Annotated in this window: 21 protein-coding genes; 12 read left to right on the plus strand and 9 right to left on the minus strand. The window is 71.1% G+C overall.

What is annotated here, in order from left to right; genetic code table 11:
- Positions 1-120: 120 nt before the first annotated feature.
- Entirely contained in the window at positions 121-966 is an 846-nt protein-coding gene (locus ACWD5F_RS29780) for a (2Fe-2S)-binding protein (RefSeq protein ID WP_451258969.1), read from the minus strand.
- Between the two features lie 157 nt (positions 967-1,123).
- Here ACWD5F_RS29780 and ACWD5F_RS29785 point away from each other — a divergent pair, with 157 nt between their 5' ends.
- Complete coding sequence (locus ACWD5F_RS29785; protein WP_451258971.1) at positions 1,124-1,921, plus strand: GntR family transcriptional regulator; 798 nt, start codon at positions 1,124-1,126, stop codon at positions 1,919-1,921.
- A gap of 132 nt (positions 1,922-2,053) precedes the next feature.
- Here ACWD5F_RS29785 and ACWD5F_RS29790 read toward each other — a convergent pair whose 3' ends face one another.
- Positions 2,054-2,836, minus strand: a complete 783-nt coding sequence (locus ACWD5F_RS29790) for a hypothetical protein (RefSeq protein WP_451258973.1) — start codon at positions 2,834-2,836, stop codon at positions 2,054-2,056.
- 137 nt (positions 2,837-2,973) lie between these two features.
- On the minus strand, positions 2,974-4,644 hold the full coding sequence (locus tag ACWD5F_RS29795; protein WP_451258975.1) for a PucR family transcriptional regulator: 1,671 nt from the start codon (positions 4,642-4,644) through the stop codon (positions 2,974-2,976).
- 319 nt (positions 4,645-4,963) lie between these two features.
- Here ACWD5F_RS29795 and ACWD5F_RS29800 point away from each other — a divergent pair, with 319 nt between their 5' ends.
- From ACWD5F_RS29800 to ACWD5F_RS29820, 5 genes are all read left to right on the plus strand, one after another.
- The gene (locus ACWD5F_RS29800; RefSeq protein ID WP_451258977.1) at positions 4,964-5,854 is read left to right on the plus strand and encodes an FAD binding domain-containing protein; all 891 of its coding nucleotides are present in this window, start codon (positions 4,964-4,966) and stop codon (positions 5,852-5,854) included.
- Positions 5,854-6,438, plus strand: a complete 585-nt coding sequence (locus tag ACWD5F_RS29805; RefSeq protein ID WP_451258978.1) for a (2Fe-2S)-binding protein — start codon at positions 5,854-5,856, stop codon at positions 6,436-6,438. Before ACWD5F_RS29800 ends, ACWD5F_RS29805 begins: the two co-directional genes overlap by 1 nt.
- Position 6,439: 1 nt before the next feature.
- On the plus strand, positions 6,440-8,845 hold the full coding sequence (locus ACWD5F_RS29810) for a xanthine dehydrogenase family protein molybdopterin-binding subunit (RefSeq protein WP_451258980.1): 2,406 nt from the start codon (positions 6,440-6,442) through the stop codon (positions 8,843-8,845).
- 157 nt (positions 8,846-9,002) lie between these two features.
- On the plus strand, positions 9,003-10,460 hold the full coding sequence (locus tag ACWD5F_RS29815; RefSeq protein WP_401717591.1) for an NCS2 family permease: 1,458 nt from the start codon (positions 9,003-9,005) through the stop codon (positions 10,458-10,460).
- 48 nt (positions 10,461-10,508) lie between these two features.
- Positions 10,509-11,660, plus strand: a complete 1,152-nt coding sequence (locus ACWD5F_RS29820; protein ID WP_451258982.1) for an XdhC family protein — start codon at positions 10,509-10,511, stop codon at positions 11,658-11,660.
- A 36-nt stretch (positions 11,661-11,696) separates the two neighbouring features.
- On the opposite strand, the gene ACWD5F_RS29825 is transcribed toward ACWD5F_RS29820, so the two are convergent.
- Together ACWD5F_RS29825 and ACWD5F_RS29830 are read right to left on the minus strand one after the other, a co-directional pair.
- Positions 11,697-13,952 (minus strand): protein kinase domain-containing protein, encoded by a 2,256-nt coding sequence (locus ACWD5F_RS29825; protein ID WP_451258984.1) that lies wholly within the window; start codon positions 13,950-13,952, stop codon positions 11,697-11,699.
- A gap of 118 nt (positions 13,953-14,070) precedes the next feature.
- Positions 14,071-14,511, minus strand: coding sequence for an SRPBCC family protein (locus tag ACWD5F_RS29830; RefSeq protein WP_451258986.1), 441 nt, complete (start codon positions 14,509-14,511; stop codon positions 14,071-14,073).
- 379 nt (positions 14,512-14,890) lie between these two features.
- Here ACWD5F_RS29830 and urtA point away from each other — a divergent pair, with 379 nt between their 5' ends.
- From urtA to urtE, 5 genes are all read left to right on the plus strand, one after another.
- The gene (urtA, locus tag ACWD5F_RS29835; protein WP_451258988.1) at positions 14,891-16,144 is read left to right on the plus strand and encodes an urea ABC transporter substrate-binding protein; all 1,254 of its coding nucleotides are present in this window, start codon (positions 14,891-14,893) and stop codon (positions 16,142-16,144) included.
- A 74-nt stretch (positions 16,145-16,218) separates the two neighbouring features.
- On the plus strand, positions 16,219-17,103 hold the full coding sequence (gene urtB / locus ACWD5F_RS29840) for an urea ABC transporter permease subunit UrtB (protein ID WP_124001598.1): 885 nt from the start codon (positions 16,219-16,221) through the stop codon (positions 17,101-17,103).
- The gene (gene urtC / locus ACWD5F_RS29845) at positions 17,100-18,206 is read left to right on the plus strand and encodes an urea ABC transporter permease subunit UrtC (RefSeq protein WP_451258990.1); all 1,107 of its coding nucleotides are present in this window, start codon (positions 17,100-17,102) and stop codon (positions 18,204-18,206) included. The genes urtB and urtC overlap by 4 nt, the downstream gene beginning before the upstream one ends.
- 26 nt (positions 18,207-18,232) lie before the next feature.
- On the plus strand, positions 18,233-19,006 hold the full coding sequence (gene urtD, locus ACWD5F_RS29850) for an urea ABC transporter ATP-binding protein UrtD (RefSeq protein ID WP_451259515.1): 774 nt from the start codon (positions 18,233-18,235) through the stop codon (positions 19,004-19,006).
- Positions 19,007-19,010: 4 nt separating this feature from the next.
- Positions 19,011-19,703, plus strand: coding sequence for an urea ABC transporter ATP-binding subunit UrtE (gene urtE, locus ACWD5F_RS29855; protein WP_451258992.1), 693 nt, complete (start codon positions 19,011-19,013; stop codon positions 19,701-19,703).
- Between the two features lie 26 nt (positions 19,704-19,729).
- Here urtE and ACWD5F_RS29860 read toward each other — a convergent pair whose 3' ends face one another.
- Positions 19,730-20,209 (minus strand): Lrp/AsnC family transcriptional regulator, encoded by a 480-nt coding sequence (locus ACWD5F_RS29860; protein ID WP_451258994.1) that lies wholly within the window; start codon positions 20,207-20,209, stop codon positions 19,730-19,732.
- Positions 20,210-20,288: 79 nt separating this feature from the next.
- Between ACWD5F_RS29860 and ACWD5F_RS29865 the strand changes: the two genes are divergently transcribed.
- Positions 20,289-21,356, plus strand: coding sequence for a Glu/Leu/Phe/Val dehydrogenase dimerization domain-containing protein (locus ACWD5F_RS29865; protein ID WP_451258996.1), 1,068 nt, complete (start codon positions 20,289-20,291; stop codon positions 21,354-21,356).
- A gap of 48 nt (positions 21,357-21,404) precedes the next feature.
- Here ACWD5F_RS29865 and ACWD5F_RS29870 read toward each other — a convergent pair whose 3' ends face one another.
- The 3 genes from ACWD5F_RS29870 to ACWD5F_RS29880 form a co-directional block, all read right to left on the minus strand.
- Complete coding sequence (locus ACWD5F_RS29870; RefSeq protein WP_451258998.1) at positions 21,405-22,769, minus strand: FAD-dependent oxidoreductase; 1,365 nt, start codon at positions 22,767-22,769, stop codon at positions 21,405-21,407.
- A gap of 100 nt (positions 22,770-22,869) precedes the next feature.
- Positions 22,870-23,904 carry an amidohydrolase family protein gene (locus tag ACWD5F_RS29875; protein ID WP_451259000.1) on the minus strand — a complete coding sequence of 345 codons (1,035 nt, stop codon included), beginning with the start codon at positions 23,902-23,904 and terminating at the stop codon, positions 22,870-22,872.
- Positions 23,901-24,569 (minus strand): TetR/AcrR family transcriptional regulator, encoded by a 669-nt coding sequence (locus ACWD5F_RS29880; RefSeq protein WP_451259002.1) that lies wholly within the window; start codon positions 24,567-24,569, stop codon positions 23,901-23,903. The genes ACWD5F_RS29875 and ACWD5F_RS29880 overlap by 4 nt, the downstream gene beginning before the upstream one ends.
- Positions 24,570-24,619 lie beyond the last annotated feature (50 nt).

Genomic DNA, 24,619 nt, shown 5'->3' on the forward strand with positions numbered 1-24,619 from the left:
TGGTTCCACGGAAAGTTCCTGCGGCAAGTGAGGAAATTGTGAATCCCCTGTAACCCGCCGGAAGCCTAGTTCGCGGGTGATCTTACGGGACGGCTCGCGGGCCCTGCGCCTGAGGGTCCCTCAACTCGCCTCTGCCAGCAGCCTGGTGACCCGGTCGGCGTCACAGGTGCGCGGGCAGGTGGCGCAGGTGTCCTCGGAGACCAGCGTGTAGGACAGGCAGCAGCTCGCCCGGTCCCGGGTGGGCAGCGACTCCCCGCGGGGGCCGGTGAGTTGACGGAACGCCGCCGAACCGACGTAGGGCCGGGTCGCCCCCGGCAGCAGCGCCTCCAGCTCGCGCTTGGACCGCTCCTCCTCGCCGACCAGATGACCGACGTACCAGAGCCCCTCCACGATCTCGTCGGTCGCCATGCCCCACAGGGCCCGTCCGCGCCGCCGCATGCGCGGGCCGAAGCCGGCGAGTACGGGTTCGAGGTGCTCGGCGACGGCGGCCCGCACCTCGGCCCGCAGCGCCTCTTCGTCGGCGACCACCCGGGCGCCGGGCAGGGCCGCCGCCGGATCGCCGGGCAGACAGGCGAAACCCTCCGCCCGCACCGACAGGCGGCCCATGCCGAGATCCGGCACGGTGCGGTCGTACGAGACGTGCGTCACGGGGTAGCGCGGCACGCGGCGCAGCAGGAACCACGGCACGGTGATCAGCAGACAGGCCGGCCAGGCGTACCGGTGCAGTCCGAAGCTGGCCACGACATCAGGGCGGGCGCGCTGTCCGTAGTCCCGCACCACCTGGTCGTCGTCCCAGGTCAGGAACGTCTCCAGCCCTTCGTCGCCCGCTGCGAGCGAGTCGGCGGCGACCCAGCCGGCGCCCCGCGGGGCCGGCTCCCCGGCCGACCGCTCCACGATCTCCAGGTCCGGAAGGACCCCGGTCAGGCGGGTGTACGCGGCAGTGAGCGGCGAACCCGGCACCGGCATGCGAGGACCACCCAATCCACGATCGTCTAGAGGTAAGGCTTACCTTACCCAAGATCATCGGTATTTGAACTGACGGCTTGTGCCCTTATGGTGCTTGACGGACGAGTAACATCGCGCCGTTAATGACCCCAAGTACCGAAACGTCCGAGGAGGACCCGTGAGGCAGAGCACGCAGAGCTCCGCGGAGACGGGAATTCCTCAGACCTGGACCGGCGCGACCCGGGTGCCGCCGCAGGCCGGCGCGGCCGACGTGCGGCGGGAGCGGGCCGTCGCCGCCGGCACCACCCGCGGCGAGCACACCCACAGCGAGCTGCCGATCCCGGGCCCCCGCCCGATCCAGCGGGCCTCCGTCCGCGGCCAGATCCTCGACGCCCTGCGCACCGCACTGGTCGCCGGCGACCTGATACCCGGCGAGGTCTACTCGGCCCCCGCTCTCGGCGACCGCTTCGGCGTATCGGCCACACCGGTCCGCGAGGCGATGCAGCAACTGGCCCAAGAAGGCGCCGTCGAGGTCGTCCCCAACCGCGGCTTCCGGGTGATCGAACGCGGGGCGCGCGAGCTGGCCGAACTGGCCGAGATACGCGCCCTCATAGAGATCCCCGTCATGCTCCGCCTGGCCCGCACGGTCCCGCCGGAACGCTGGTCCGACCTGCGCCCCCTGGCCGACGCCACGGTCCGCGCCGCGACCTCCGGCTGCCGGGCCACCTACGCGGAATCCGACCGCACCTTCCACCGCGCGGTCCTCTCCCTCTCCGGCAACGACCAACTGGTCCAGATAGCCGACGACTTGCACCGCCGAGCCCAGTGGCCCCTGGTAGGCGGCCCCCCGACCCGAGGCCGAGCCGACCTCTTGGCGGACGCGTCAGAACACACGGTCCTGCTGGAGGCGTTGATCGCCAAGGACGTGGAGGCGGTCAGGGGCTTGGCGGGGGAGCACTTCACAGGCATGTCGTAGGAAACGGGCGGGTCCGTCAACGCCCTTAGGGGCGCGGGACTGTATTGATATGCGGCTCCGCCGCGTGGGCGCGACCAGCCACGACGGCGCAGCACCGGACACACAACCCGGCGCGGCACCACCTCTGAATCTCTAAGCGCTGGCCGCATCCGCCGCCGGCGGAGCCAACTGCCGCGCCAACCAAGTCGGCACCCCGCCCAGCAACCGGAACAACCGCCGAGCCTCCTCCCGCAACCGCGAAGCCTCCGGCTCGGACTCCGCATCGGCCAGCGAGACAAGGGCGGGCGCGGTCCCCACGAGGTACCCCAACTCCTCCCGGATCCTCAGCGATTCGGCGAAGCCGTGCCGCGCCTCGACCAACTCCCCGTCCCGCAAAGAGAGTCCGGCCAGGTGTCGCCACGTGAACGACAGCAACAACGGATCCCCCAACGCGGTGGCCCCCGCATGCGCCCGCCGGTACGCGGCCCGCGCGGACTGCGGAGACCCGGTCAGATTCTCGGCAAGCAGCCCGCGCCGAAAGTCCAACAGAGCCCGACCGGAAGCCCCCGGAGGGATCAGTGCCGCAGCCCGACCGAGCGCGGCCCGCGCCTCGTCGGCCCGGTCCCGCACGGTGTGCAGCGTCGCCGCGTACGCAAGGTACCCGCGTTCACAAGCGGCAGCGCCCCGCTCCTCGTCGGCATGGGCCAGCGCCTCCGCCGTACGCAGCGCGTCCTCCGCGTCCTCCCAGCCCTGCTCGGTGTACAGACACCGTTCGACCAGCAGCGACGCGCGCTGCAACGCGGCCGGTGCCGTGACCGGTTGGAGCAGGGCCGCCGCGTCGGCCCAGCAGGCCCGCGAGCGCAGCCGCCATACCGCGGTCTGGAGGGGATCGTCACCTGCGGTCGTTCCGGTACCAGACATGGCGGTATGCGCCACGTTGCCCTCCCCGAGCACGCCATCGAGCTTTGAGTGGTGGCCGCATCTCAGCACGAATCCAGGTACCGGGCCAAGGGGGTAGGTGAAGGATTTCACAAAGTCGTGGGTGACTGGGGGGCCGCAGGCCCCGCCCGAGATCAGCTCATCCGCAGTGCCAGGAAGAAATCCAGCTTGTCCTCAAGGCGGGAGAGATCACGGCTCGTCAACTGCTCGATCCGGCCGACGCGGTAGCGCAGCGTGTTGACGTGCAGGTGGAGCCGGGTCGCGCAGCGGGTCCAGGAGCCGTCGCAGTCCAGGAAGGCCTCGAGGGTGGGGATCAGCTCGGCGCGGTGGCGGCGGTCGTACTCGCGCAGCGGGTCCAGCAGGCGGGCGGTGAAGGCGCGCCGGACGTCGTCGGGGACGAACGGCAGCAGCAGGACGTGCGAGGCCAGTTCCTGGTGGCCCGCCGCGCTGACCCGGCCGGGGCGGGCCGCGGCCACCCGACGGGCGTGCCGGGCCTCCTCCAGGGCGCCGCGCAGGCCCTCCGCCGAGTGCACGGCCGCGCTGACGCCGAGCGTGACCTGTCCGTCGTCGTCGAGACCGGCCGACAGCGGCTGCCGTACGGACTCAAGGAGCGCGTCGGCGACGATCCCGGACTCCGAGCCGTCGTGCTCGGCGGAGACGGCGGGCAGCGGGACCAGGGCGACCGCCTCGTCGCCGGTGTGGGCGACGGCGATGCGGTCGGAGGGTTCGGGTCCGGTGGCGAGCGGGTCGACCAGGATCTCCTCCAGGAGGGCCTGTGCGACCGGTCCCGGCTCGATGTCGGTGCCCGCCCAGTCGACCCGTGCCACGACCACCTGCCAGTGCGGGGCCGCGCCCAGGCCGGGCAGCAGTACCGGCGCCGCGACTCTCAGCCGGGCCGCGATCTCGCCGGGGGCCGCGCCGGCCTGGACGAGTTCGAGGACCTCCTGGGCCAGGCGCCGGCGGACCGTGCGGGCCGCGTCCCGGCGGTCGCGCTCGACCGAGATCAGCTGGGTGACGCCCTGGAGCAGGTCGAGCCGCTCCGCGGGCCAGTCGCCTGCGTCCGCCTCGACGGCCAGCAGCCAGTCCGACAGCACGGTCTCGCGCACGTCCCGGCCGGCCTGCGCGGGCCGGCCGGTGCTGCGGATCGGGAAGAGGCTGTACGTCGACGGGCCGAGCGTCACCCGGTGGGGGCCGCGGCGGCCGGTGCGGGCGGCGGCGAGCTGCGCGCCGGCCAGCTTGGCGCAGGTGTCCGCGGGCAGCGCGCCGGTCACCTTGGGGCCGGCGATCAGGCGGCCGGTGGGGGACAGGACCCAGGCCCGCAGGTCCAGGTCGGAGCCGAGCAGGTCGAGGACCACGTCGGGACCGCCGCCCGTCGGGCCCGAGGTCATCATCCGGCGGTGCCGGTCGACGACCGCCGCCAGGTCCCCGGCGCGCTCGCCGCTGACCTGCCGTACGACATGCTCGGTGATCGTCGCGAAGGCAACGGACTCGTGCACCGCGAACAGCGGCAGCCGGTGCTGGGCGCAGGCCGTCACCAGGTCGTCGGGGACGGCCCCGAGCTCGGCCTCGCCGGCCGCCAGGCCCGCCACCCCGGCCTGCGACAGGAGTCGTACGAACGGCTCGGAGTCGGTGGCGTCGTGGCGCCAGGCCAGACCCGTGAGGACCAGTTCGCCGCCGGACAGATAGCGGCTGGGGTCCCTGAGGTCGGTGGTCATGACACCCCGGACGGTGCGATCCAGCTCGTCCGCACCGCCGAGCAGCCTGAGGCCCAACGCATCCGTGTCCAGAAGCGCGCGCAGCCGCATCTCGTCGCCGCCGTTCCGTGTCTCGAAAACTACGATGAATCCTGAGGGGCCGTGGGCGCGGGACCGTGTCCCACGTTTCCACAGGAAATCCGAGAGGTTGCTGATGACCTCTATTCATACGAATCTACAAGATGCCCGCGTTGGCCAGCCAACTCCTTCATGGTTTCGGTGACTGACCCTGGTGGAGTACGGCGCTGTGTACTGAGCCCACTCCGCGTAAACAGCACATGAACGAGCCGGGGCCGCCGCACACGATCTGGCTCATTCCGTACGACGCGTACGACCCGTACGACCCACGAGACGAAGAAGAGAGCCGGTCATGGACTTCCTTCGCCCCGCCAGCTGGGAGGAGGCGCTCGCCGCGAAGGCCGAGCACCCCACCGCTGTGCCGATTGCGGGCGGCACCGACGTGATGGTCGAGATCAACTTCGACCACCGCCGGCCCGAGTACCTGCTCGACCTGACCCGCGTCGCCGACCTCTACGAGTGGGAGACCGGCGAGGACAGTGTGCGGCTCGGTGCCTCCGTCCCGTACACCAGGATCATGGAGCACCTGCGGTCCGAGCTGCCGGGGCTCGCCCTCGCCTCGCACACGGTCGCCTCCCCGCAGATCCGCAACCGCGGCGGTGTCGGCGGCAACCTCGGCACCGCCTCTCCGGCCGGCGACGCGCACCCCGCGCTGCTGGCGGCCGGCGCCGAGGTCGAGGCCGAGTCGGTGCGCGGCACCCGACTGATCCCCATCGACGCCTTCTACACCGGCGTGAAGCGCAACGCGCTGGCGCCCGACGAGCTCATCCGCGCCGTCCACATCAAGAAGGCGGACGGCCCGCAGCAGTACTCGAAGGTCGGCACCCGCAACGCCATGGTGATCGCGGTGTGCGCCTTCGGCCTCGCGCTGCACCCCGAGAGCCGCACGGTCCGCACCGGCATCGGCTCCGCCGCCCCCACCCCGGTGCGCGCGAAGACGGCCGAGGAGTTCCTGAACGCGGCCCTCGACGAGGGCGGCTTCTGGGACAACGGCAAGGTCATCACCCCGTCCGTCGCCAAGCAGTTCGCGGACCTGTGCGCCGCCGCCTGCAACCCGATCGACGACGTCCGGGGCACGGCGAGCTACCGCCGCCACGCGGTCGGCATCATGGCCCGCCGCACCCTGACCTGGACCTGGGAGTCCTACCGCGGCGCCCGCCGCGCCTCGGAGGGAGCTGCGTAATGCGCGTCAACTTCACTGTCAACGGCCGCCTGCAGGAAGCGGACGACGTGTGGGAGGGCGAGTCCCTGCTGTACGTCCTGCGCGAGCGGATGGGCCTGCCCGGCTCCAAGAACGCCTGTGAGCAAGGCGAATGCGGCTCCTGCACGGTCCGCCTGGACGGCGTGCCGGTGTGTTCCTGTCTGGTCGCGGCCGGACAGGCCGAGGGCCGGGACGTGGTGACCGTCGAAGGCCTCGCGGACTTCGCCAAGCAGCGCGCCGAGCACGGGAGTTGCGGAACGGGATCCTGCGGTACGTCACTCGACGAGGCCAAGGCCTGGAACGCGAAGCCCCTTGACTCGCAGACCGGCGAGGGCGTCGAACTCGCCCCCATCCAGCAGGCTTTCATCGACGCCGGCGCCGTCCAGTGCGGCTTCTGCACCCCCGGTCTCCTCGTCGCCGCCGACGAGATGCTGGAGCACAACCCGAACCCGACCGACGCGGACATCCGCGAGGCGCTCTCGGGCAACCTGTGCCGTTGCACCGGCTACGAGAAGATCATGGACGCGGTGCGCCTGGCGGCCGCCCGACAGGGAGAGGCGGTCTGACATGCCCGGCACCTCCGCAAAAGGCGCCCCCATCGGCACTCCCACCAAGGTCACCCAGGGTTCCCAGACCAAGGGCGGCATCGGCGAGTCCACGCTCCGCCCGGACGGCACCCTCAAGGTCACCGGCGAGTTCGCGTACTCCTCCGACATGTGGCACGAGGACATGCTCTGGGGCCAGATCCTGCGCTCCACGGTCGCGCACGCCGAGATCGTCTCCATCGACACCGTCGAGGCGCTCAAGACCCCGGGCGTGTACGCCGTCATGACGTACGACGACCTGCCGACCGACGTGAAGAACTACGGCCTGGAGATCCAGGACACCCCGGTCCTCGCGCACGGCAAGGTCCGCCACCACGGCGAGCCGGTCGCGATCGTCGCCGCCGACCACCCGGAGACCGCACGCCGTGCGGCTGCGAAGATCAAGGTCGAGTACCGCGAACTCCCGGTCATCACTGACGAGTTGTCCGCGACCGCGCCGGACGCGGTCCTCGTCCACGAGGGCCGCGACGACCACCACATCGGCCACGTCCCGCACCCGAACATCGTGCACCGGCAGCCGATCGTCCGCGGAGACGTGGAATCCGCCCGCGAGCGCGCCGACTTCATCGTCGAGGGCGAGTACACCTTCGGCATGCAGGACCAGGCGTTCCTGGGCCCGGAGTCCGGTCTCGCGGTGCCGGGCGAGGACGGCGGCGTGGACCTCTACATCGCCACCCAGTGGCTGCACTCGGACCTCAAGCAGATCGCGCCCGTCCTCGGCCTGCCCGAGGACAAGGTCCGGATGACGCTGTCCGGCGTCGGCGGGGCGTTCGGCGGTCGCGAGGACCTGTCGATGCAGATCCACGCCTGTCTGCTGGCCCTGCGCACCGGCAAACCCGTGAAGATCGTCTACAACCGCTTCGAGTCCTTCTTCGGGCACGTCCACCGCCACCCCGCCAAGCTCCACTACGAGCACGGCGCGACGAAGGACGGCAAGCTCACGCACCTCAAGGCGCGGATCGTCCTGGACGGCGGCGCCTACGCGTCGGCCTCCCCGGCGGTCGTCGGCAACGCCTCCTCGCTCGGCGCCGGCCCCTACGTGATCGACAACGTCGACATCGAGGCCATCGCCCTCTACACCAACAACCCGCCCTGCGGCGCGATGCGCGGCTTCGGCGCGGTCCAGGCGTGCTTCGCCTACGAGGCCCAGATGGACAAGCTCGCCGACAAGGTGGGCATGGACCGGGTCGCGTTCCGCCAGCTCAACGCGATGGAACAGGGGACGGTGATGCCGACCGGGCAGGTGGTCGACTCCCCGGCGCCCGTCGCCGAACTCCTGCGCCGCGTCCAGGCGATGCCCATGCCCCCGGAGCAGCAGTGGCTCGCGGCCGGAGAGGCCGCCGACGTACGGCAGTTGCCGGGCGGCCTGTCCAACACCACACACGGCGAAGGCGTCGTACGAGGTGTCGGCTACGCGGTCGGCATCAAGAACGTCGGCTTCTCCGAGGGCTTCGACGACTACTCAACAGCCAAGGTGCGTATGGAAGTTGTCGGCGGCGAGCCGGTCGCGACCGTGCACACCGCGATGGCGGAGGTCGGCCAGGGCGGCGTCACCGTCCACGCGCAGATCGCCCGCACGGAGCTGGGCGTCACGCAGGTGACGATCCAGCCGGCGGACACCCGGGTGGGCAGCGCCGGTTCGACCTCGGCCTCCCGCCAGACCTACGTCACCGGCGGCGCCGTCAAGAACTCCTGCGAGCTGGTCCGCGAGAAGGTCCTGGAGCTGGGGCGCCGCAAGTTCGGTACGTACCACCCCGCTTGGGCCACCGCGGAGCTCCTCCTGGAGGGCGGCAAGGTCGTCACCGACGGCGGCGAGGTGCTGGCCCACCTGGTCGACGTGCTCGACGGAGAGGCCGTCGAGGTCGAGGCGGAGTGGCGGCACCGGCCGACCGAGCCCTTCGACCTGCGGACCGGACAGGGCTTCGGCCACGTCCAGTACACCTTCGCCGCGCACCGGGCCGTCGTCGAGGTCGACACCGAGCTGGGCCTGGTCAAGGTCATCGAACTGGCCTGCGCCCAGGACGTCGGCAAGGCGCTCAACCCGCTCTCCGTCATCGGCCAGATCCAGGGCGGCACGACCCAGGGCCTGGGCGTCGCGGTGATGGAGGAGATCATCGTCGACCCGAAGACCGCGAAGGTCAGGAACCCCTCCTTCACGGACTACCTCATCCCGACCATCCTCGACACGCCGACCATCCCGGTCGACGTCCTCGAACTCGCCGACGACCACGCCCCGTACGGGCTGCGCGGCATCGGCGAGGCGCCGACCCTCTCGTCGACGCCGGCGGTCCTGGCCGCCATCCGCAACGCGACCGGTTTGGAACTGAACCGGACGCCGGTACGCCCCGAGCACCTCACGGGAACGTGATCCTCCGGGAGTTGTGACCGGCGCCTCTTTTCCTGGGGGATCGTCCCCCAGGTCCCAGCTGTTCGTCCTGGGCCGTCCCCCGGGTCGTGCACATCCCAAATCCCGCTGAACGCGAGGACGTTCACGGGTGCACCTTTGAACCTTGGGAGACGGCACCATGACCCAGCAGTCCCTGGAGCCCAGGACCACGGCCGAAGACGCGGGCGAAGGCACCCGCGTCCCGGCCGGCAGGTCCTGGCTCGACCGGTACTTCCACATCACCCAACGCGGATCCTCCGTCGCACGCGAAGTGCGCGGCGGCGTCACCACCTTCATGGCGATGGCGTACATCCTCCTGCTCAACCCGCTGATCCTGTCCGGCAAGGACGTGGCGGGCCACACCCTCGGCCAGAACGCGTTGATCACCGCGACCGCGTTCGCCGCGGCCTTCACCACGCTCCTGATGGGCTTCTTCGGCAAGGTGCCGCTCGCCCTCGCCGCCGGCCTGTCCGTCTCCGGCGTGCTCTCCTCGCAGGTCGCCCCGCAGATGACCTGGCCGCAGGCCATGGGGATGTGCGTGATGTACGGCGTGGTCATCATGCTGCTGGTCGTCACCGGCCTGCGCGAGCTGATCATGAACGCGATCCCGCTGGCGCTGAAACACGCGATCACCATGGGCATCGGCCTGTTCATCGCGCTCATCGGCTTCTACAAGGCCGGTTTCGTGCACCAGGGCAAGGCGACCCCGGTCACCCTGGGCCCGACCGGTGAACTGGCGGGCTGGCCCGTGCTGTTGTTCGCCGTGACCCTCCTCGCGATCTTCATGCTCCAGGCGCGCGGCATCCCGGGCGCCATCCTGATCGGCATCGTCGGCGGCACCGTGCTCGCCGTGATCCTGAACGCCGTCGGCGCCATCGCCCCCAAGCAGTGGGCGAGCGGCGCTCCCGAACTGCACGGCAGCGCGGTCTCCATGCCGGACTTCTCGATCTTCGGCAAGGTCGAGTTCGGCGGCTGGGGGCAGGTCGGCGCGATGACGGTCGGCATGATCGTGTTCACGCTCGTGCTGGCCGGCTTCTTCGACGCGATGGCGACCATCATCGGCGTCGGCACCGAGGCCAAACTGGCCGACGCGCAGGGCCGGATGCCGGGTCTGTCCAAGGCGCTGTTCATCGACGGCGCGGGCGGTGCGATCGGCGGTGTCGCGGGCGCCTCGGGGCAGACCGTGTTCGTCGAGTCGGCGACCGGCGTCGGCGAGGGGGCCCGTACCGGACTCGCCTCCGTCGTCACCGGCCTGTTCTTCGCGGCCTGTCTCTTCTTCACCCCGCTCACCGCGATCGTCCCGGGCGAGGTCGCGGCCGCCGCCCTGGTGGTCATCGGCGCCATGATGATGATGAACGCGCGGCACGTCGACTGGGCCGACCGGGCCACCGCGATCCCGGTCTTCCTGACCGTCGTGATCATGCCGTTCACCTACTCGATCACCGCGGGTGTCGCGGCCGGTGTCGTCTCGTACGTCGCCATCAAGATCGCCCAGGGGCGGGTGCGGGAGATCGGTGCCTTCATGTGGGGCCTGACAGTGATCTTCCTGGTCTATTTCTCCCTCAACCCCATTGAGAGTTGGATGGGCGTGCACTAGCGCCCCGCCAACTGCCCTTCGCGCAACCGCTGTTAAGGAGACCGAGAGATGCTGGACATCGCCGAGGAGCTGCACCGCTGGGTCGAGCGGGGCCGCGACTTCGCCGTGGCCACCGTCGTGGCCGTCGGCGGCAGCGCCCCCCGTCAGCCGGGGGCCGCCCTCGCGGTGGACGCCGACGGCACGGCGATCGGCTCGGTCTCCGGCGGTTGCGTGGAGGGTGCGGTGTACGAGCTGTGCCGGCAAGCCCTCAAGGACGGCGAGACCGTCCTTGAGCGCTTCGGCTACAGCGACGAGGACGCCTTCGCCGTGGGTCTGACCTGCGGCGGAGTCATCGACATCCTCGTGACCCCGGTACGGGCCGGCGATCCCGCCCGGCCGGTGGTCGCCGCCGCGCTGGCCGCCGCCGCGAGCGGTGAGGCGGCGGCGGTCGCGCGGATCGTCTCCGGCCCGGCGGACCTGACCGGCCGCGCGCTCGTGGTCCGCCCCGACGGCTCCTACGAGGGTGGCTTCGGTGCCCATCCGGAACTGGACCGCACGGTCGCCGCCGAGGCCGGCGCCTTCCTGGACGCGGGCCGCACCGGCACCCTGGAGATCGGCGAACAGGGCTCGCGCTGCGGGGCGCCGCTCACACTCCTTGTGGAGTCCTCGGTGCCACCGCCCCGGATGATCGTCTTCGGTGCGATCGACTTCGCGTCGGCGCTGGTCCGCATCGGCAAGTTCCTGGGCTACCGCGTGACGGTGTGCGACGCGCGTCCCGTCTTCGCGACCGGCACCCGCTTCCCGGATGCCGACGAGATCGTCGTCGAGTGGCCCCACAAGTACCTGGAGCGGACGCGGGTGGACGGCCGAACCGTCCTGTGCGTGCTCACCCACGACGCCAAGTTCGATGTCCCGCTGCTCGAGCTGGCGTTGCGGCTGCCGGTCGCCTACGTCGGCGCGATGGGCTCCCGCCGCACCCACCTGGACCGCAACGAGCGGCTGCGCGAAGTCGGCGTGACCGAGATCGAGTTGGCGCGGCTGCGGTCGCCCATCGGCCTCGACCTGGGCGCCCGGACGCCGGAGGAGGTGGCGCTGTCGATCGCCTCCGAGATCGTCGCCGACCGGCGCGGCGGCAGCGGGGTCTCCCTCGCCGGCGCCCACACGCCGATCCACCACGACCCCACGTCGGCGCCACCCCGGCGGATCGGGTCGGTGGCCTGAACGGGCGTCACTGACAAAGGCGTTGGGAAGGGCCGGTCACTTCGCGACGGACTTCGGCCTGTCCGGGCGTACCGAGAAGGCCGTGTCGCCCGCGACGGCCACGATCGCGTCCTTGACGAGCAGGACCGACGGCACGGTGTCGCTCGCGGAGTCACCGGGGTCCTGGAGCGCGGAGGTGCGCCAACGCACCACACCGGTACGGGCGTTCAGGGCCAGCAGCCGGCCGTACTGGTTGGCGAGGTACAGCGTGTCGGACTTCGCCGAGTACACCGGCGTGGAGAGGTTCTCGATGTCCGTCTCCCGCTGCCACAGGCGCTTGCCGTCGCTCACCCGCACGGCGGTGACCGTGCCGTTGGGGCGGACGAAGTGGACGGCATCCCCGACCAGCGTGGGCGTGCCGCGTGTCGTGCCGGGCAGCGGGATCCGCCGGCCCCCGCCGAGGGGGTCCACCGCCATCAGGGTGGTGTACGGCTGGTCCTCGCCGCTGCCGAAGGAACCCTCCGCCAGTTCCGGTACCGCGAACAGCGGCCGTCCGTCGGCGGTGCCCAGCGGCACGGCCCCCGTGGGCAGGGTGGCGATCTCCTTCGCCGTGCCGTCGACGGGGTCCAGGTGCACCAGGGCGACCTCGCCCTTGGAGGGATCGTCCGCGGGTGTGCACAGGCCGTACGGGGTGCCGCCGAGGACCGCCGGGGTGCAGGCGTCGCCGACGCTCGACGAGGCGCGCGTGGTCCACAGCTGGTGGCCCGTCTCGTCGTAGGCGACGTACTGCGTCGCCTTCTCGTCCATCGCCAGGACCCCGCTGTCGAAGAGGACGGCGTCACGGTCCTCGCTGACCGGGCGTGCCCACAGTTGGGCGCCGGTCCCCGCGTCCAGGGCGACCAGGCGCCGGGGGATGTAGGTCTCGGTCGAGTCCGGCTTGACGTAGGTGTAGACGCGGCCGTCCCGGACGCCGACGGGGCGCGAGGTCTCGGGGCTGGTGCCCTTCCGCCACGCGACCCGGCCGGAGGCGGCGTTCAGCCGGACGGTCGTGAAGCCGGTGCCCGCGCAGTACACGGCGGTCGAACCGCCCGCCACGCAACCGGGCTTGAGCTCGTCGAGGGGGTCGCCCTTCTTCGCGGAGAGCAGGCTCGCCCGCCAGGGGCGCCAGTCGGCGGGCAGGCTCACGGCGGGCGCGGTCGGGCTCGCGGAGGCGTCCGAGGAGGCCCCGCCGGTTCCGCCGCTCGCTACGAGGTGCGCGGTGGTGATGCCGATCGCGGTCACCGCCAGGGCCGCGCCGACGCCGAGCAGAACGCGCCGCGTCCGACGGCCGCGCCCCGCGACCGCCCCGGATCCCGTGTCCGTCGCGGTGTCCGCCTGGTGGGCCGCCGGTCCGGGGCGCGGGCGGAAGCTTCGGCGACGGCCGGACCCCGTCCCCGTCGTGCCGTCCGGCACGGTGAGGTCGGAGGCCAGGTCCGGCAGGGACTCCGCGGACTCGTCCACCGGCAGCGCCAGCAGGTCGCGGTGGAGTTCCTCCAGACCGGGCCGGGCCGCCGGGTCCTTCTCCAGACAGCGGGCGGCGAGGGAGCGGAGGGGCTCGCGCACCCCGTCCAACTTCGGTGCCTCGTACATCACCTGATAGCCGGTCAGGTACGGACTCCCGCCCTCGAAGGGGCGGTTCCCGGTGGCCGCGTACACCAGGAGCGAGCCCAGCGAGAAGACGTCCGAGGCGGCGGTGACGTCCCTGGGGGAGGAGAACTGCTCCGGCGACATGAAGGGAGGGGTGCCGATCAGGCGGCCCGTCACGGTGAGGTCCTCGTTGTCGGCGGCGCGCGAGATGCCGAAGTCGATCACACGCGGACCGTCCTCCGCGATCAGGACGTTGCTCGGCTTCAGGTCCCGGTGCACGACCCCGGCCCGATGGATGTCCCGCAACGCCTCGACCAGGCCCAGTGCGAGGGTGCGCAGCCGGCGTCCGCTCAACGGGCCCTGTTCGGCGACCACTTCGGTCAGCGTCCGGCCCGGCACGTACAGCGTCGCCATCCACGGCTGCTCGGCGTCGGGATCAGCGTCCACGACCGGCGCGGTGAACGCGCCGCTCACCCGTCTCGCCGCCGCGACCTCCTGGCGGAAGCGGGCCCGGAACTCCTCGTCGAGCGCGTACTGCGCGTGCACGACCTTGATGGCGACCTGCCGCCCCGAGGCCGAGAGCCCCAGATGCACCACGCCCATGCCGCCGCTGCCCAGTCGGTCGATCAGCGTGTAGCCGGCTATGGACGCGCCGGTGGACTCGGCATTTCCGGAGCTCAGCGACATGCGCCGGTCACCTTTCCCCATTCCCTCGCCTGGACGGACCACTCAAGGGGTTCACACTAGGGCGTCGGTTCGCGGGCCGGTGCACCGACCGAGGAACCGACCGGTCGGTCACCTTCCGTCACTCCATCCTGAGCAGCCGGTTGACCGCCCGCCCGAACACGAAGCGGCCCGCCCGCGCGAGCACCGGGTCGAAGAGCCCCGGCAGCAGCCGCACCCCCAGCTCCTCGCGCCACACCACCCGGCTGCGTCCGCCGGGGCCCGGCCGCACCTCGATCTCGGCCCAGCCCCGTACGACCCGCCCCCGCTTCTCCAGCCGGCACAGGCCGGGCTCGTCGTCCGACGGGGGCTGCCACAGTGTGACCTCCATCCGGTCGTCGAAGCGGAGCGGGCCCAGCCCCGAGCGGGCCACGAACACCGTGCCCACGTGCGTCGGGGCGGGCGTGGCCACGGTGACCCGGGTCAGCGGGACCACCTGACCGTGCCGGGGCCACTCGGTGAGGCGGCGCCATGCCTCGGCCAGGGGGAGGGGTGCCGTGCGTTCGAGCTCGAAGGTGACCACGACACGATCGTAAGGAATCGCGGCTGCTCAACGGCGTGTTCGTCCGCCCGTCACGCACTTGGCCCAGTGGCGCGACCGTCGAAAGACGCAGCCCGGTCGGGGAGCCGCTCACTTAGTCCGTGAACAGGATACTTTCCGCAGGAAGCAATAATTTCCCTTACCGAGATGTCGCCAACCGCGCATCCCTGGCCGCCTGTTGATTCTTTTGCCGTGCGTCAAGCGCAACGGTTCATCAATCGCCGCGAAACGCGAAGGAAACAGGCCCGGCGCAGTCTGTGGTCCGCGCTTCCGCAGCTCAGGCCGCCACGCTGGCGGTTCGTATTTCCCTTCCCGAATTTCACGATCTCTTTTCATCTGCCTTCGGGCAAGGAGGTATTGCATGTCCGGGTTCAGCATCAGCCGACGTGGTCTGCTGGTCGGCGCCTCGGCCGTCGGCGCGTCCGCCGCGCTCAGCGCCTGTGGCGCGAAGACCGGCACCGAGACCTCGTCCGGCGCCGGCGCCAAGGCCGACACCTCCGGCAGCACCGTCAAGGTGGGTCTGCTGAACTCGCTCTCGGGCACCATGGCCATCAGCGAAGTGACCGTCCACAACGCGCTGCTGCTCGCCGTGAAGGAGATCAACGCGGCCGGCGGCGTGCTGGGCAAGACGCTCAAGCCGATCAGCCAGGACGGCGCCTCCGACTGGCCGACCTTCGCCGAGAAGGCGGAGGCCCTGATCAAGGACGACAAGGTCGTCGCCACCTTCGGCTGCTGGACCTCGGCCAGCCGCAAGGCCGTCAAGCCGGTCTTCGAGCGCTACAAGTCGCTGCTGTTCTACCCGGTGCAGTACGAGGGCCTGGAGCAGTCGCCGTACATCTTCTACATCGGCGCCACCACCAACCAGCAGATCGTGCCCGCCCTCGACTACCTCAAGAAGCAGGGGCTGACCCGCCTCTACCTGGTCGGCAGCGACTACGTCTTCCCGCGCACCGCCAACAAGATCATCAAGGCGTACGCGAAGGCCAAGGGTATGACGGTGGTCGGCGAGGACTACGCGCCGCTGGGCTCCACCGAGTTCAGCACCATCACCAACAAGGTCAAGAGCGCCGGCGCGGACGCCGTCTTCAACACCCTCAACGGCGACAGCAACGTGGCCTTCTTCAAGGAGTACAAGTCCGCGGGCCTGACCGCCAAGAGCCTTCCGGTGCTCTCCGTCTCGATCGCCGAGGAGGAGGTCAAGAGCATCGGAACGCAGTACCTGGAAGGCCAGTTGACCGCCTGGAACTACTACGAGACCACCCCGGGCACCGCCAACACCACGTTCGTGAAGGCCTACCAGGCCGCCTACGGCAAGGACAAGCCGACCTCCGACCCGATGGAGGCCGCCTACATCTCCCTCTACCTGTGGAAGGAGATGGTCGAGAAGGCCGGCTCCTTCGACGTCGCCAAGGTCAAGGCGGCCAGCGACGGCATCCTCCTCGACGCTCCCGAGGGCAAGGTCACCGTCGACGGCGCCACCCAGCACGTCTACAAGACGGCCCGCATCGGCAAGGTCGGCTCCGACGGCCTCATCGAGGAGGTCTGGAACTCCGGCAAGCCCATCAAGCCGGACCCGTACCTGAAGGGCTACTCCTGGGCGAGCAGCCTGTCCTGACTGCCCGTCACTTCCTGGTCGCCCCCACCGGCACCCGCACCCCCGTCCCCTCCCGGAGCCCCCGGAGCCGCTTCATGACGGTCGTCCTCAACCAGTCGTTCACCGGCATCAGCATCGGTGCCGTCCTGCTTCTCATCGCCCTCGGACTGACCCTGACGTTCGGTCAGATGGGCGTGATCAACATGGCCCACGGCGAGTTCATCATGGCCGGCGCCTACACGACGTACGTCCTCCAGAAGTCCATCAGCAGCGCCGGCGCCTCCCTGCTCGTCGCGCTGCCGCTGGCCTTCCTCGTGGCCGGTGCCATGGGCGCGCTGCTCGAATGGCTGCTCATCCGGCGCCTCTACACCCGCCCGTTGGACACCCTGCTGGTCACCTGGGGCGTCTCCCTGATGCTCCAGCAGCTGGCCCGGGACGTCTTCGGCGCCCCCAACGTGCAGACGGCCGCGCCCGATCTGCTCACCGGCAACATCTCGGCCGGCGGGGTCACCTTCGCCAACAACCGCCTGTTCATTCTGGGGTTGGCGCTCCTGTGCGTCCTCGGCCTCACGCTGGTCCTGCGGTTCACCCCGCTCGGCCGCCGGATACGGGCCGTCGTGCAGAACCGCGACCTCGCCGAGGTCTCCGGCATCGCGACAGGACAGGTCGACCGGATCACCTTCTTCATCGGCTCGGGCCTCGCGGGCGTGGCCGGTGTCGCGCTCACCCTGGTCGGCCCGATCGGCCCGACGATGGGCACCAACTACATCGTCGACGCCTTCCTCGTCGTGGTCGTCGGCGGCATCGGACAGCTCAAGGGCGCCGTCATCACGGCCTTCGCACTGGGCGTGCTCCAGTCGGTCCTGGAGTACTCGACCACGGTCAGCGTCGCCAAGGTCGGCGTGCTCGTGGCGATCGTCGCCTTCCTCCAGTGGCGGCCCCAGGGCCTGTACACCCTGCGCACCCGGAGCCTGGCATGACGACCACCCTCACCCGCCTCCGCGTCCCGGGCGCCTTCCTCCTCGGCGCCGTCCTGCTGCTGGGCGTCGCCCCGCTCGCCCTCTCCGACTTCCGCCTCTCCCTGTTCGCCAAGTACCTCTGCTACGCCATCGTCGCCGTCGGCGTCAGCCTCGCCTGGGGCCGCGGCGGCCTGATGGTCCTCGGCCAGGGCGTCTTCTTCGGCCTCGGCGGCTACGCCATGGCCATGCACCTCAAGCTCACCGACGCGGCCGCCACCGGCGAGAAACTCCCCGACTTCATGCAGCTGTACGGGACTTCGGACGCGCTTCCCTGGTGGTGGGAGCCGTTCACCAACCCGCTCTTCGCGCTCGCCATGACCGTGCTGCTGCCCATGGCCGTCGCCGCGGTGCTCGGCTTCTTCGTCTTCCGGCGCCGGGTGAAGGGCGCGTACTTCGCGATCCTCAGCCAGGCGCTCGCCGCCGCCCTGTCGATCTGGCTGATCGGCCAACAGGCCACCACCGGCGGCACCAACGGACTCACCGACATCCAGGGCTTCTTCGGCTACTCGCTGGACGACCCGGTCAACCAGCGGATGGTGTACTTCATCATCGCCGCCGTGCTGCTCGCGCTGATGGCCCTGGCCCGCCAGTTGTTCGTCAGCCGCTACGGCGAACTCCTCGTCGCGGTACGGGACTCGGAGGAACGGGTCCGCTTCCTCGGCTACGACCCCGCCAACGTCAAGCTCGTCGCGTACGTCGTCGCCGCGGGCATGGCGGGACTCGCGGGCGCCCTGTTCGTACCGGCCGTGGGGATCATCTCGCCCGCGCTGATCGGGATCGTGCCGTCCATCGGCTTCGTGATCGGCGCGGCCGTCGGCGGCCGGGCCTCGCTGGTCGGCGCGGTGCTCGGCGCGATCGCCGTGGCCTGGGCGCAGAGCACGCTCTCCGACGCCTTCCCGGCCGCGTGGACCTACCTCCAGGGCCTGCTGTTCGTACTGGCGGTCGGCTTCCTGCCGGGCGGACTCGCGTCCCTGTGGGTGGTCCTGCGCAGGCGGCGTGCGGGGCCAACGCCCTTGATCCGTACGGAAGAACCGGTTGCTGTGACGGTGGGGGAGACGGCATGAGCGGCGAGGTACTCAAGGGCGAGGGCATGAACGGCGGGGGCCTGACCGTTCGCGATCTGCGGGTCACCTTCGACGGCTTCACCGCGGTCGACGGTGTCGACCTGGACATCCGCCCGGGCGACCTGCGTTTCCTCATCGGCCCGAACGGGGCCGGCAAGACGACACTCGTCGACGCGGTCACCGGCCTGGTCAAGGCGACCGGATCGGTGCGCTTCGGCGGTGACGAGCTGCTGGGCAAGCCGGTGCACCGGATCGCCCGCCTCGGGATCGGCCGTACGTTCCAAACAGCCACGGTCTTCGAGCAGTTGACGGTGCTGCAGAACCTTGACATCGCCGCCGGCGCCGGGCGCGGACCGCTGACCATGCTGCGGCGGCGTACAGGCATTCCCGAGTCGGTCACCAAGGCGTTGGAGACCACCGGCCTGACCGAGCTGCGCGACCGCCCGGCCGGTGTTCTCGCGCACGGGCAGAAACAGTGGCTGGAGATCGGCATGCTGCTCGTGCAGGACGTCCGACTCCTGCTGCTGGACGAGCCGGTGGCGGGCATGAGCCACGAAGAGCGAGAGGCGACGGGCGAGTTGCTGCGCCGCGTCAGCGCCGAGCGCACGGTCGTCGTCATCGAGCACGACATGGACTTCATGCGTTCCTTCGCGCGCAGCGTGAGCGTCCTGCACGCCGGCAAGGTGCTGAGTGAGGGCACGGTGGCCGAGGTGCAGGCCGACGCGAAGGTGCAGGAGGTCTACCTGGGGCGGGCCTCGGAGCCAGAACCCGCCGCTGTCGCTGTCACCGAGGAGGCGTGACGCCATGCTGGAGTTGAGCAACGTCCGGGCCGGTTACGACCGCAGCCCCGTCCTGCACGGCGTGACCGTCTCCGTCCCCAAGGACGGTGTCGCGGCCGTCCTCGGTCACAACGGCGCCGGCAAGAGCACGCTGTTGCGTGCCGCGATGGGCCTGTTGAAGCCGAAGTCGGGGACCGTGCTGCTGGACGGCGAGGACATCACCCGTCTCGCCCCGCACCAGCGGGTGGCCCGCGGCATGGCCTATGTGCCGCAGGGTCAGCAGTCCTTCCCGCACCTGACCACCGCGGAGAACCTCCAACTCGTCGCCGACGGGCGGCCGGACGGGAAGGAGGCGATCGCGGAGGCCCTCGACCTCTTCCCCGTGCTGCGTGAACTCTCCGGCCGCCGGGCCGGGTTGCTCTCCGGCGGCCAGCGTCAGCAACTCGCCCTCGCACGTGCCCTGGTGACCCGGCCGAGGCTGCTGCTGCTCGACGAACCGACCGAGGGCATCCAGCCCTCCGTGGTCGCCGAGATAGAGGAGACGATCCTGGCGCTGTCCCGGCGCGGCGGTCTGTCGGTCCTGCTCGTCGAGCAGCACGTCGGCTTCGCCATGCGCGCGGCCCAGCGGTACTACGTGCTCGAGGCGGGCCGGGTCACCTCCACGGGAGCCGGCGGCGCGGAGTCCGAGCAGACGGTGCGGGAGGCGCTCAGCGTGTGAGGCGCGCGGCGGGAGGCACCCCGCGCTCAGCGATTTAGGTCGGCCCCGGGGACCGGCAGCGGCTCCAGGACCGGGTTGGCCAGATGCTGGTAGATGATCATCGTGCGGAAGCTCAGGATCTCGCGGCGGTTGGTGAACCGGTCCAGCAGGAAGGCGTGCAGGTGCTCGATGTCCTGGACCGCGACATGGACCAGGAAGTCGTCGTTGCCCGCCATCGTGTAGACGGACAGCACTTCGGGCAGCCGGGACACCGACTGCTCGAAGGCCGCCACCACCTCCCGGCTCAGCGGCCGGACCGTCGCCGCCACCATCGCCTGCACCCCGCGGTTCAACGCCGGCAGCGCGACCTGCGCGCGATAGCCCCGGATCACCCCGCGCTGCCGCAGCAGCCGGATGCGCTCCAGACACGTGGAGGGGGCGATGCCGACCTTCTCCGCGATCGCCCGATTGGACTGCCGCGCATCCTCCTGCAGATGCCGCAGGATCGCCGTATCAAGTTCGTCCACGATCGCCTCCGTGCGGGCGCTGCCGAATTTCGTTCGGGATCTTCACCACGGTCCGGAACATCACCCTAGCTTCTCGACCATGACGCAAACATTCGAGCACGAAGAGGTGACCCTCCGTCGTGGCCCCCGCTCCGGGCTGCCGATCATCGTCGCGATCCACTCCCGGGCCCTGGGCCCCGCCGTCGGAGGCTGCCGGATGCGGCGCTACGGCAGTTGGCGCGACGGACTCACCGACGCCCTGCGGCTGTCCGAGGCCATGACCTACAAGTGCGCCGCGTCCGGCCTTGACTTCGGCGGCGCCAAGAGCGTGGTCGCCCTCGACGAGCGCACCGAACTCACCCCGGAACTACGGGAGTCGGCACTGGCGGACCTGGGCGAGGTCATCGCCTCCTTCGACGGCTCCTACCTCGCGGGCCCCGATGTGGGCACCACGCCCGACGACATGGTCGTGCTGCGCCGCTCCTCCCCGTACGTCTTCTGCCTCCCCGAGGAGCACGGCGGCACCGGCGACTCCGGTGTCCCGACCGCCACCGGTGTGCTCGCCGCCCTGCGGGCCGGTGGGGACCACGTCTTCGGGAAGCCGTCCCTCGCCGGCCGCACCGTCCTGGTCAGCGGCTTCGGCTCGGTCGGCGGCCGGGTCGCGGCCGGCCTCGCCGCGGACGGCGCGCGGGTACTGGTCTCCGACGTGGACCCGGCCAAGCGGGCGGTCGCCGCGCGCTCCGGCTTCGACTGGGTCGACCCCGACGCGGTGCTCGACACGCAGGCGGACGTCCTGGTCCCGGCCGCCGTCGGGGGAGTGCTGAGCCCGCGGACGGCGCCCCTGCTCGACGTACGGCTCGTGGTCGGCCCGGCGAACAACCAGCTCACCGACGACTCGGTCGCCGACCTCCTCGCCGAGCGGGGCGTCGTCTGGGTACCGGACTTCGTCGCGAGCGCGGGTGGCGTCGTCTACACCCTCGGCCGCGAGATCGACCGGCTCGACCAGGAGCAGGCGGTACTCCGGGTCGAGGGCATCGGCGACACGGTCACCGTGCTGCTGGACGCGGCCCGCAGGAACGGCACGACTCCGCTGCGCGAGGCTCAGCGGCTCGCCACGGAGAGGCTCGCGCCGCGTGGAGGGAGGGTCACTGTGGGCCGGGGAGCTTGAGCGGACCGCCCTCTCGTCGACTGACCTCTCGTCGCGGCTGACGATCCGTCAACAGCCCTTCGGCTCCCAGATGTTGGTGTCCCAGTCCAGGTGCCGGACGAGGTCGTCCTCGCCCGGGCGGGACGGGGGCGCGGGCGGGCCGGGGTGAGTCGGTGGTGCGCTCGGGTCGGGCCGCCGGTTGGGCGGCGCGGCCGTGTCCGGTCGGGTTGGTGGCGCGCTCGGGGCCGGTCGGGGCGGAGGCCCACCGGCGCCCGGCCGGGACAAAGACCCCTCGGCGCCCGGCCGGGACGGGGCCTGCGCACCTCGGGAGATGTTTCCGCTGACCGTGATGTTGTGCTCCACGCGCGGGCGGCGGAGTGTCTCGTAGCGGCTGAGCGCGGAGTCGGTGTCCGGGGCGTCGCGCAGGCACTTGGCGAGGATGACGGCGTCCTCCATCGCCATCGACGCGCCCTGCCCGGTCGCGGGCGAGGCGGCGTGGGCGGCGTCGCCGATGAGCAGGGTCCGGCCGGAGCGCCAGCGGGTGCCCGTGGGGATCTCGGTGGCGTTGGTGACCATGAGCTCGTCGGCGGTGGCCGCGACCAGGTCGGCGGCGGGCGTGCTGTCCTTGCGCAGCAACGGCACGAGCAGCTCGCGCCAGTCGGCGGGCGTGCCCTGCGCCAACTCGTCGGCGGACAGCGGATCACCGCCCACGCGCGCGAACCAGAACGTTTCCCCGGCGGGCGACACCGTGTATCCGAAGGCGACGGAACTGCCACGCACCATGGTGATACGGGCGTCCTCAGCGGAGGCGGGGGACGGCGAGGTGGCGGATGAGGGGTCCGCCGAGGGCTCGGCCCCCGCCCCACCCCGGCCGCCCACATAGCCGTAGAACACCCGCTGCCCCGCGTAGACCGGCCGCACCTCCGGGGCGAACATCGTGCGGACCGTGGAGTTCAGGCCGTCCGCGCCGATGAGGAGGTCGCCCGTGGCCGTGCTGCCGTCGGTGAAGTGGACCGTCACTCCGGCCGGGCCCTCCTCGACGCCGGCGAGCCGTGCGCCGTGCCGGATGTCGATGCCCCGGCGCCCCGCCTCCGCCTGGAGCGCGGTGTTGAGTTCGCCGCGGCGCAGGCACCGGTATCTCAGCGGCGGGTCGTTCGCCTCGCCCAGGGGCACCTGCGCCAACTGCGCACCGTTGTCGTCGAGTACGCGCATCGAGGTCAGCGGGAAACCGGCCGCGCCGACCGCCGCCGACGCGTCGAGCTGGGCGAGGGCCCGCATGCCGTTGCTCGCCAGGGTCAGGAACGCGCCGATGTCCTCGGCCGAGTCGGGGTGCGCCTCGTACACGACGACGTCGAGTCCCGCCTTGTGCAGGGCCAGCGCCGTCGTCGTACCGGCGATGCCGCCGCCGATGACCAGTACCCGTACCCGTGCCATGTAGCTCCCCGTTCCGGCTCCACCACGACCGTCCTGATGACTCCTGACGATCTCTGATGATCCAACGCCCGACCCGCCGCCCGGGTTCCTCGGTCGGTTCTCAGCCGGTGCCGGGCTGGACGAGTTTGAACAGGAGGCGGGCGGCCGCTCGGCGAGCGGTTTGCCGCAGCTGGACGCGAGGAGCGGGGGCCGGTGTGCCGCCCAGGCGGGGGAACAGGGCTTCGGCGTTGGTGCGGTTGACGGCGTGCAGGAGTTCGGGCGGCACGCCGGTGTCGAGGCCCTGGGCGAAGTACTGGCCGGCGGGCACGGGCGCGAACGGCCAGTCGCTGCCGAACAGGACGTGCCCGGGCCGGGCGAAGGCCAGCAGCGTCGGCAGCGCGGCCGGGCTGGAGGACAGCGCGGTGTCGAAGTAGAAGCTCCGGAAGTCGTCCAGGGTGTCCAGCGGGCTGCGCCCGATGTCACCGGCGAGGGAGATGGCCATGCGGTGCGAGGCGTACGGCACGAACCCGCCCGCGTGGCTGAGGATGAACCGGATGTTCGGGTACGTGCGCACAATGCCGTTGCGTACGAGGAGGTAGGCGGCCCGCGTGGTGTCCAGGAGGAAGTCGGCGGCGAACGGGGGGATGCCGTCGACCGCGGGGGCGGGCAGCTCGGCCGGGTGGACGAACACCACGGCACTCCGCTCGTCCAGGGCCCGCCAGAGCGCGTCCTGACCGTCCGCGCCCAGGTAGACCCCTTGGTTGTTGGCGAGCAACGTGACGCCGTCGGCGCCGAGTTGGTCCAGCGCCCGTACGGCCTCCGCGGTGGAGGCTGCGACATCGGGCATCGGCAGGGTGGCGAAGTACCCGAAGCGGCCGGGGTGTTGGGCGGAGAGGGCGGCGGAGTGGTCGTTGAGCCGGCTCGCCACATCGGCCGCCTCTGCCGGTGGGTCCAGGAAGGCCGTGCCCGGCGTGGAGACCGACAGGAAAGCCGTCTCCGTCCCCAGCAAGTCCATTGCTTCCAGAGCCGATTCGGCACTCCACGCCGGCAGCGCCCGCCCACCGGCCTCGGTGAGCCCCGCCTTGGCGAGCAGGTCGCGGTAGAAGGGCGGTACGACGTGCTGGTGGACGTCGATGCGACGGGCGGCGGCGGTCATCCCTGGTTCCTCTCGGCCGTGCTTGCCGTGTCTGTCGTAGCTGCCGTGCTCGCCATGCGGACGGCCGCGTCGTGGACCAGCCGGGCGTGCAGTTCGAACATCGCCACCAGGTCGACGGAGTCGCCGTTGATCTCCCGGTGTACGAACAGCCCGTCGGCACCGGCGATGGCGTAGGCGGTGAGCGTCTCCACGTCCTTCGCGCCCAGGTCGGGGAAGAGGCTTGCGGTCACCGCGGCGATCCGCTGCCGGGAGATCTCGCGGACCTGGAGGAAGACGGTGCGTCCGCGCGGTTCGGTCGGCCGGCGTTCGAGCGCGAGCATCAGGCCGAGGCGGAGGAAGTCCGGTGCGTCCAGGAGTGAGTTGGCGATGTTCGCGGCCATGACCAGGACACGTTCGAGAGGAGTTCCGGTGTCCTCGTCGGGCAGCTCGACCGCGGTCAGCCAGGTCTCGAAGCTGCGCTCGATGACGGCCGCGATGAGGTCGTCCTTGTCCTTGAAGTGCCAGTAGATGGAGCTGGCGGGCAGTCCGCACTTGGCGCTCACGGCCGCGATGGACGTGCCCTCGTAGCCGCGCTCACCGGCGATCTCCACGGTCGCGTCCAGGATGCGCCGCCGCGACTCCACCCCGTTGGCGCGCTGCTTGCGCGTGGCGTTCCCGCTGGTCATGGGATGCACCCTCCTGTCCTGCTCAGCTCCCGCCCGGCCCTTGACCGGCT

The sequence above is a fragment of the Streptomyces sp. NPDC002499 genome (assembly GCF_053595415.1).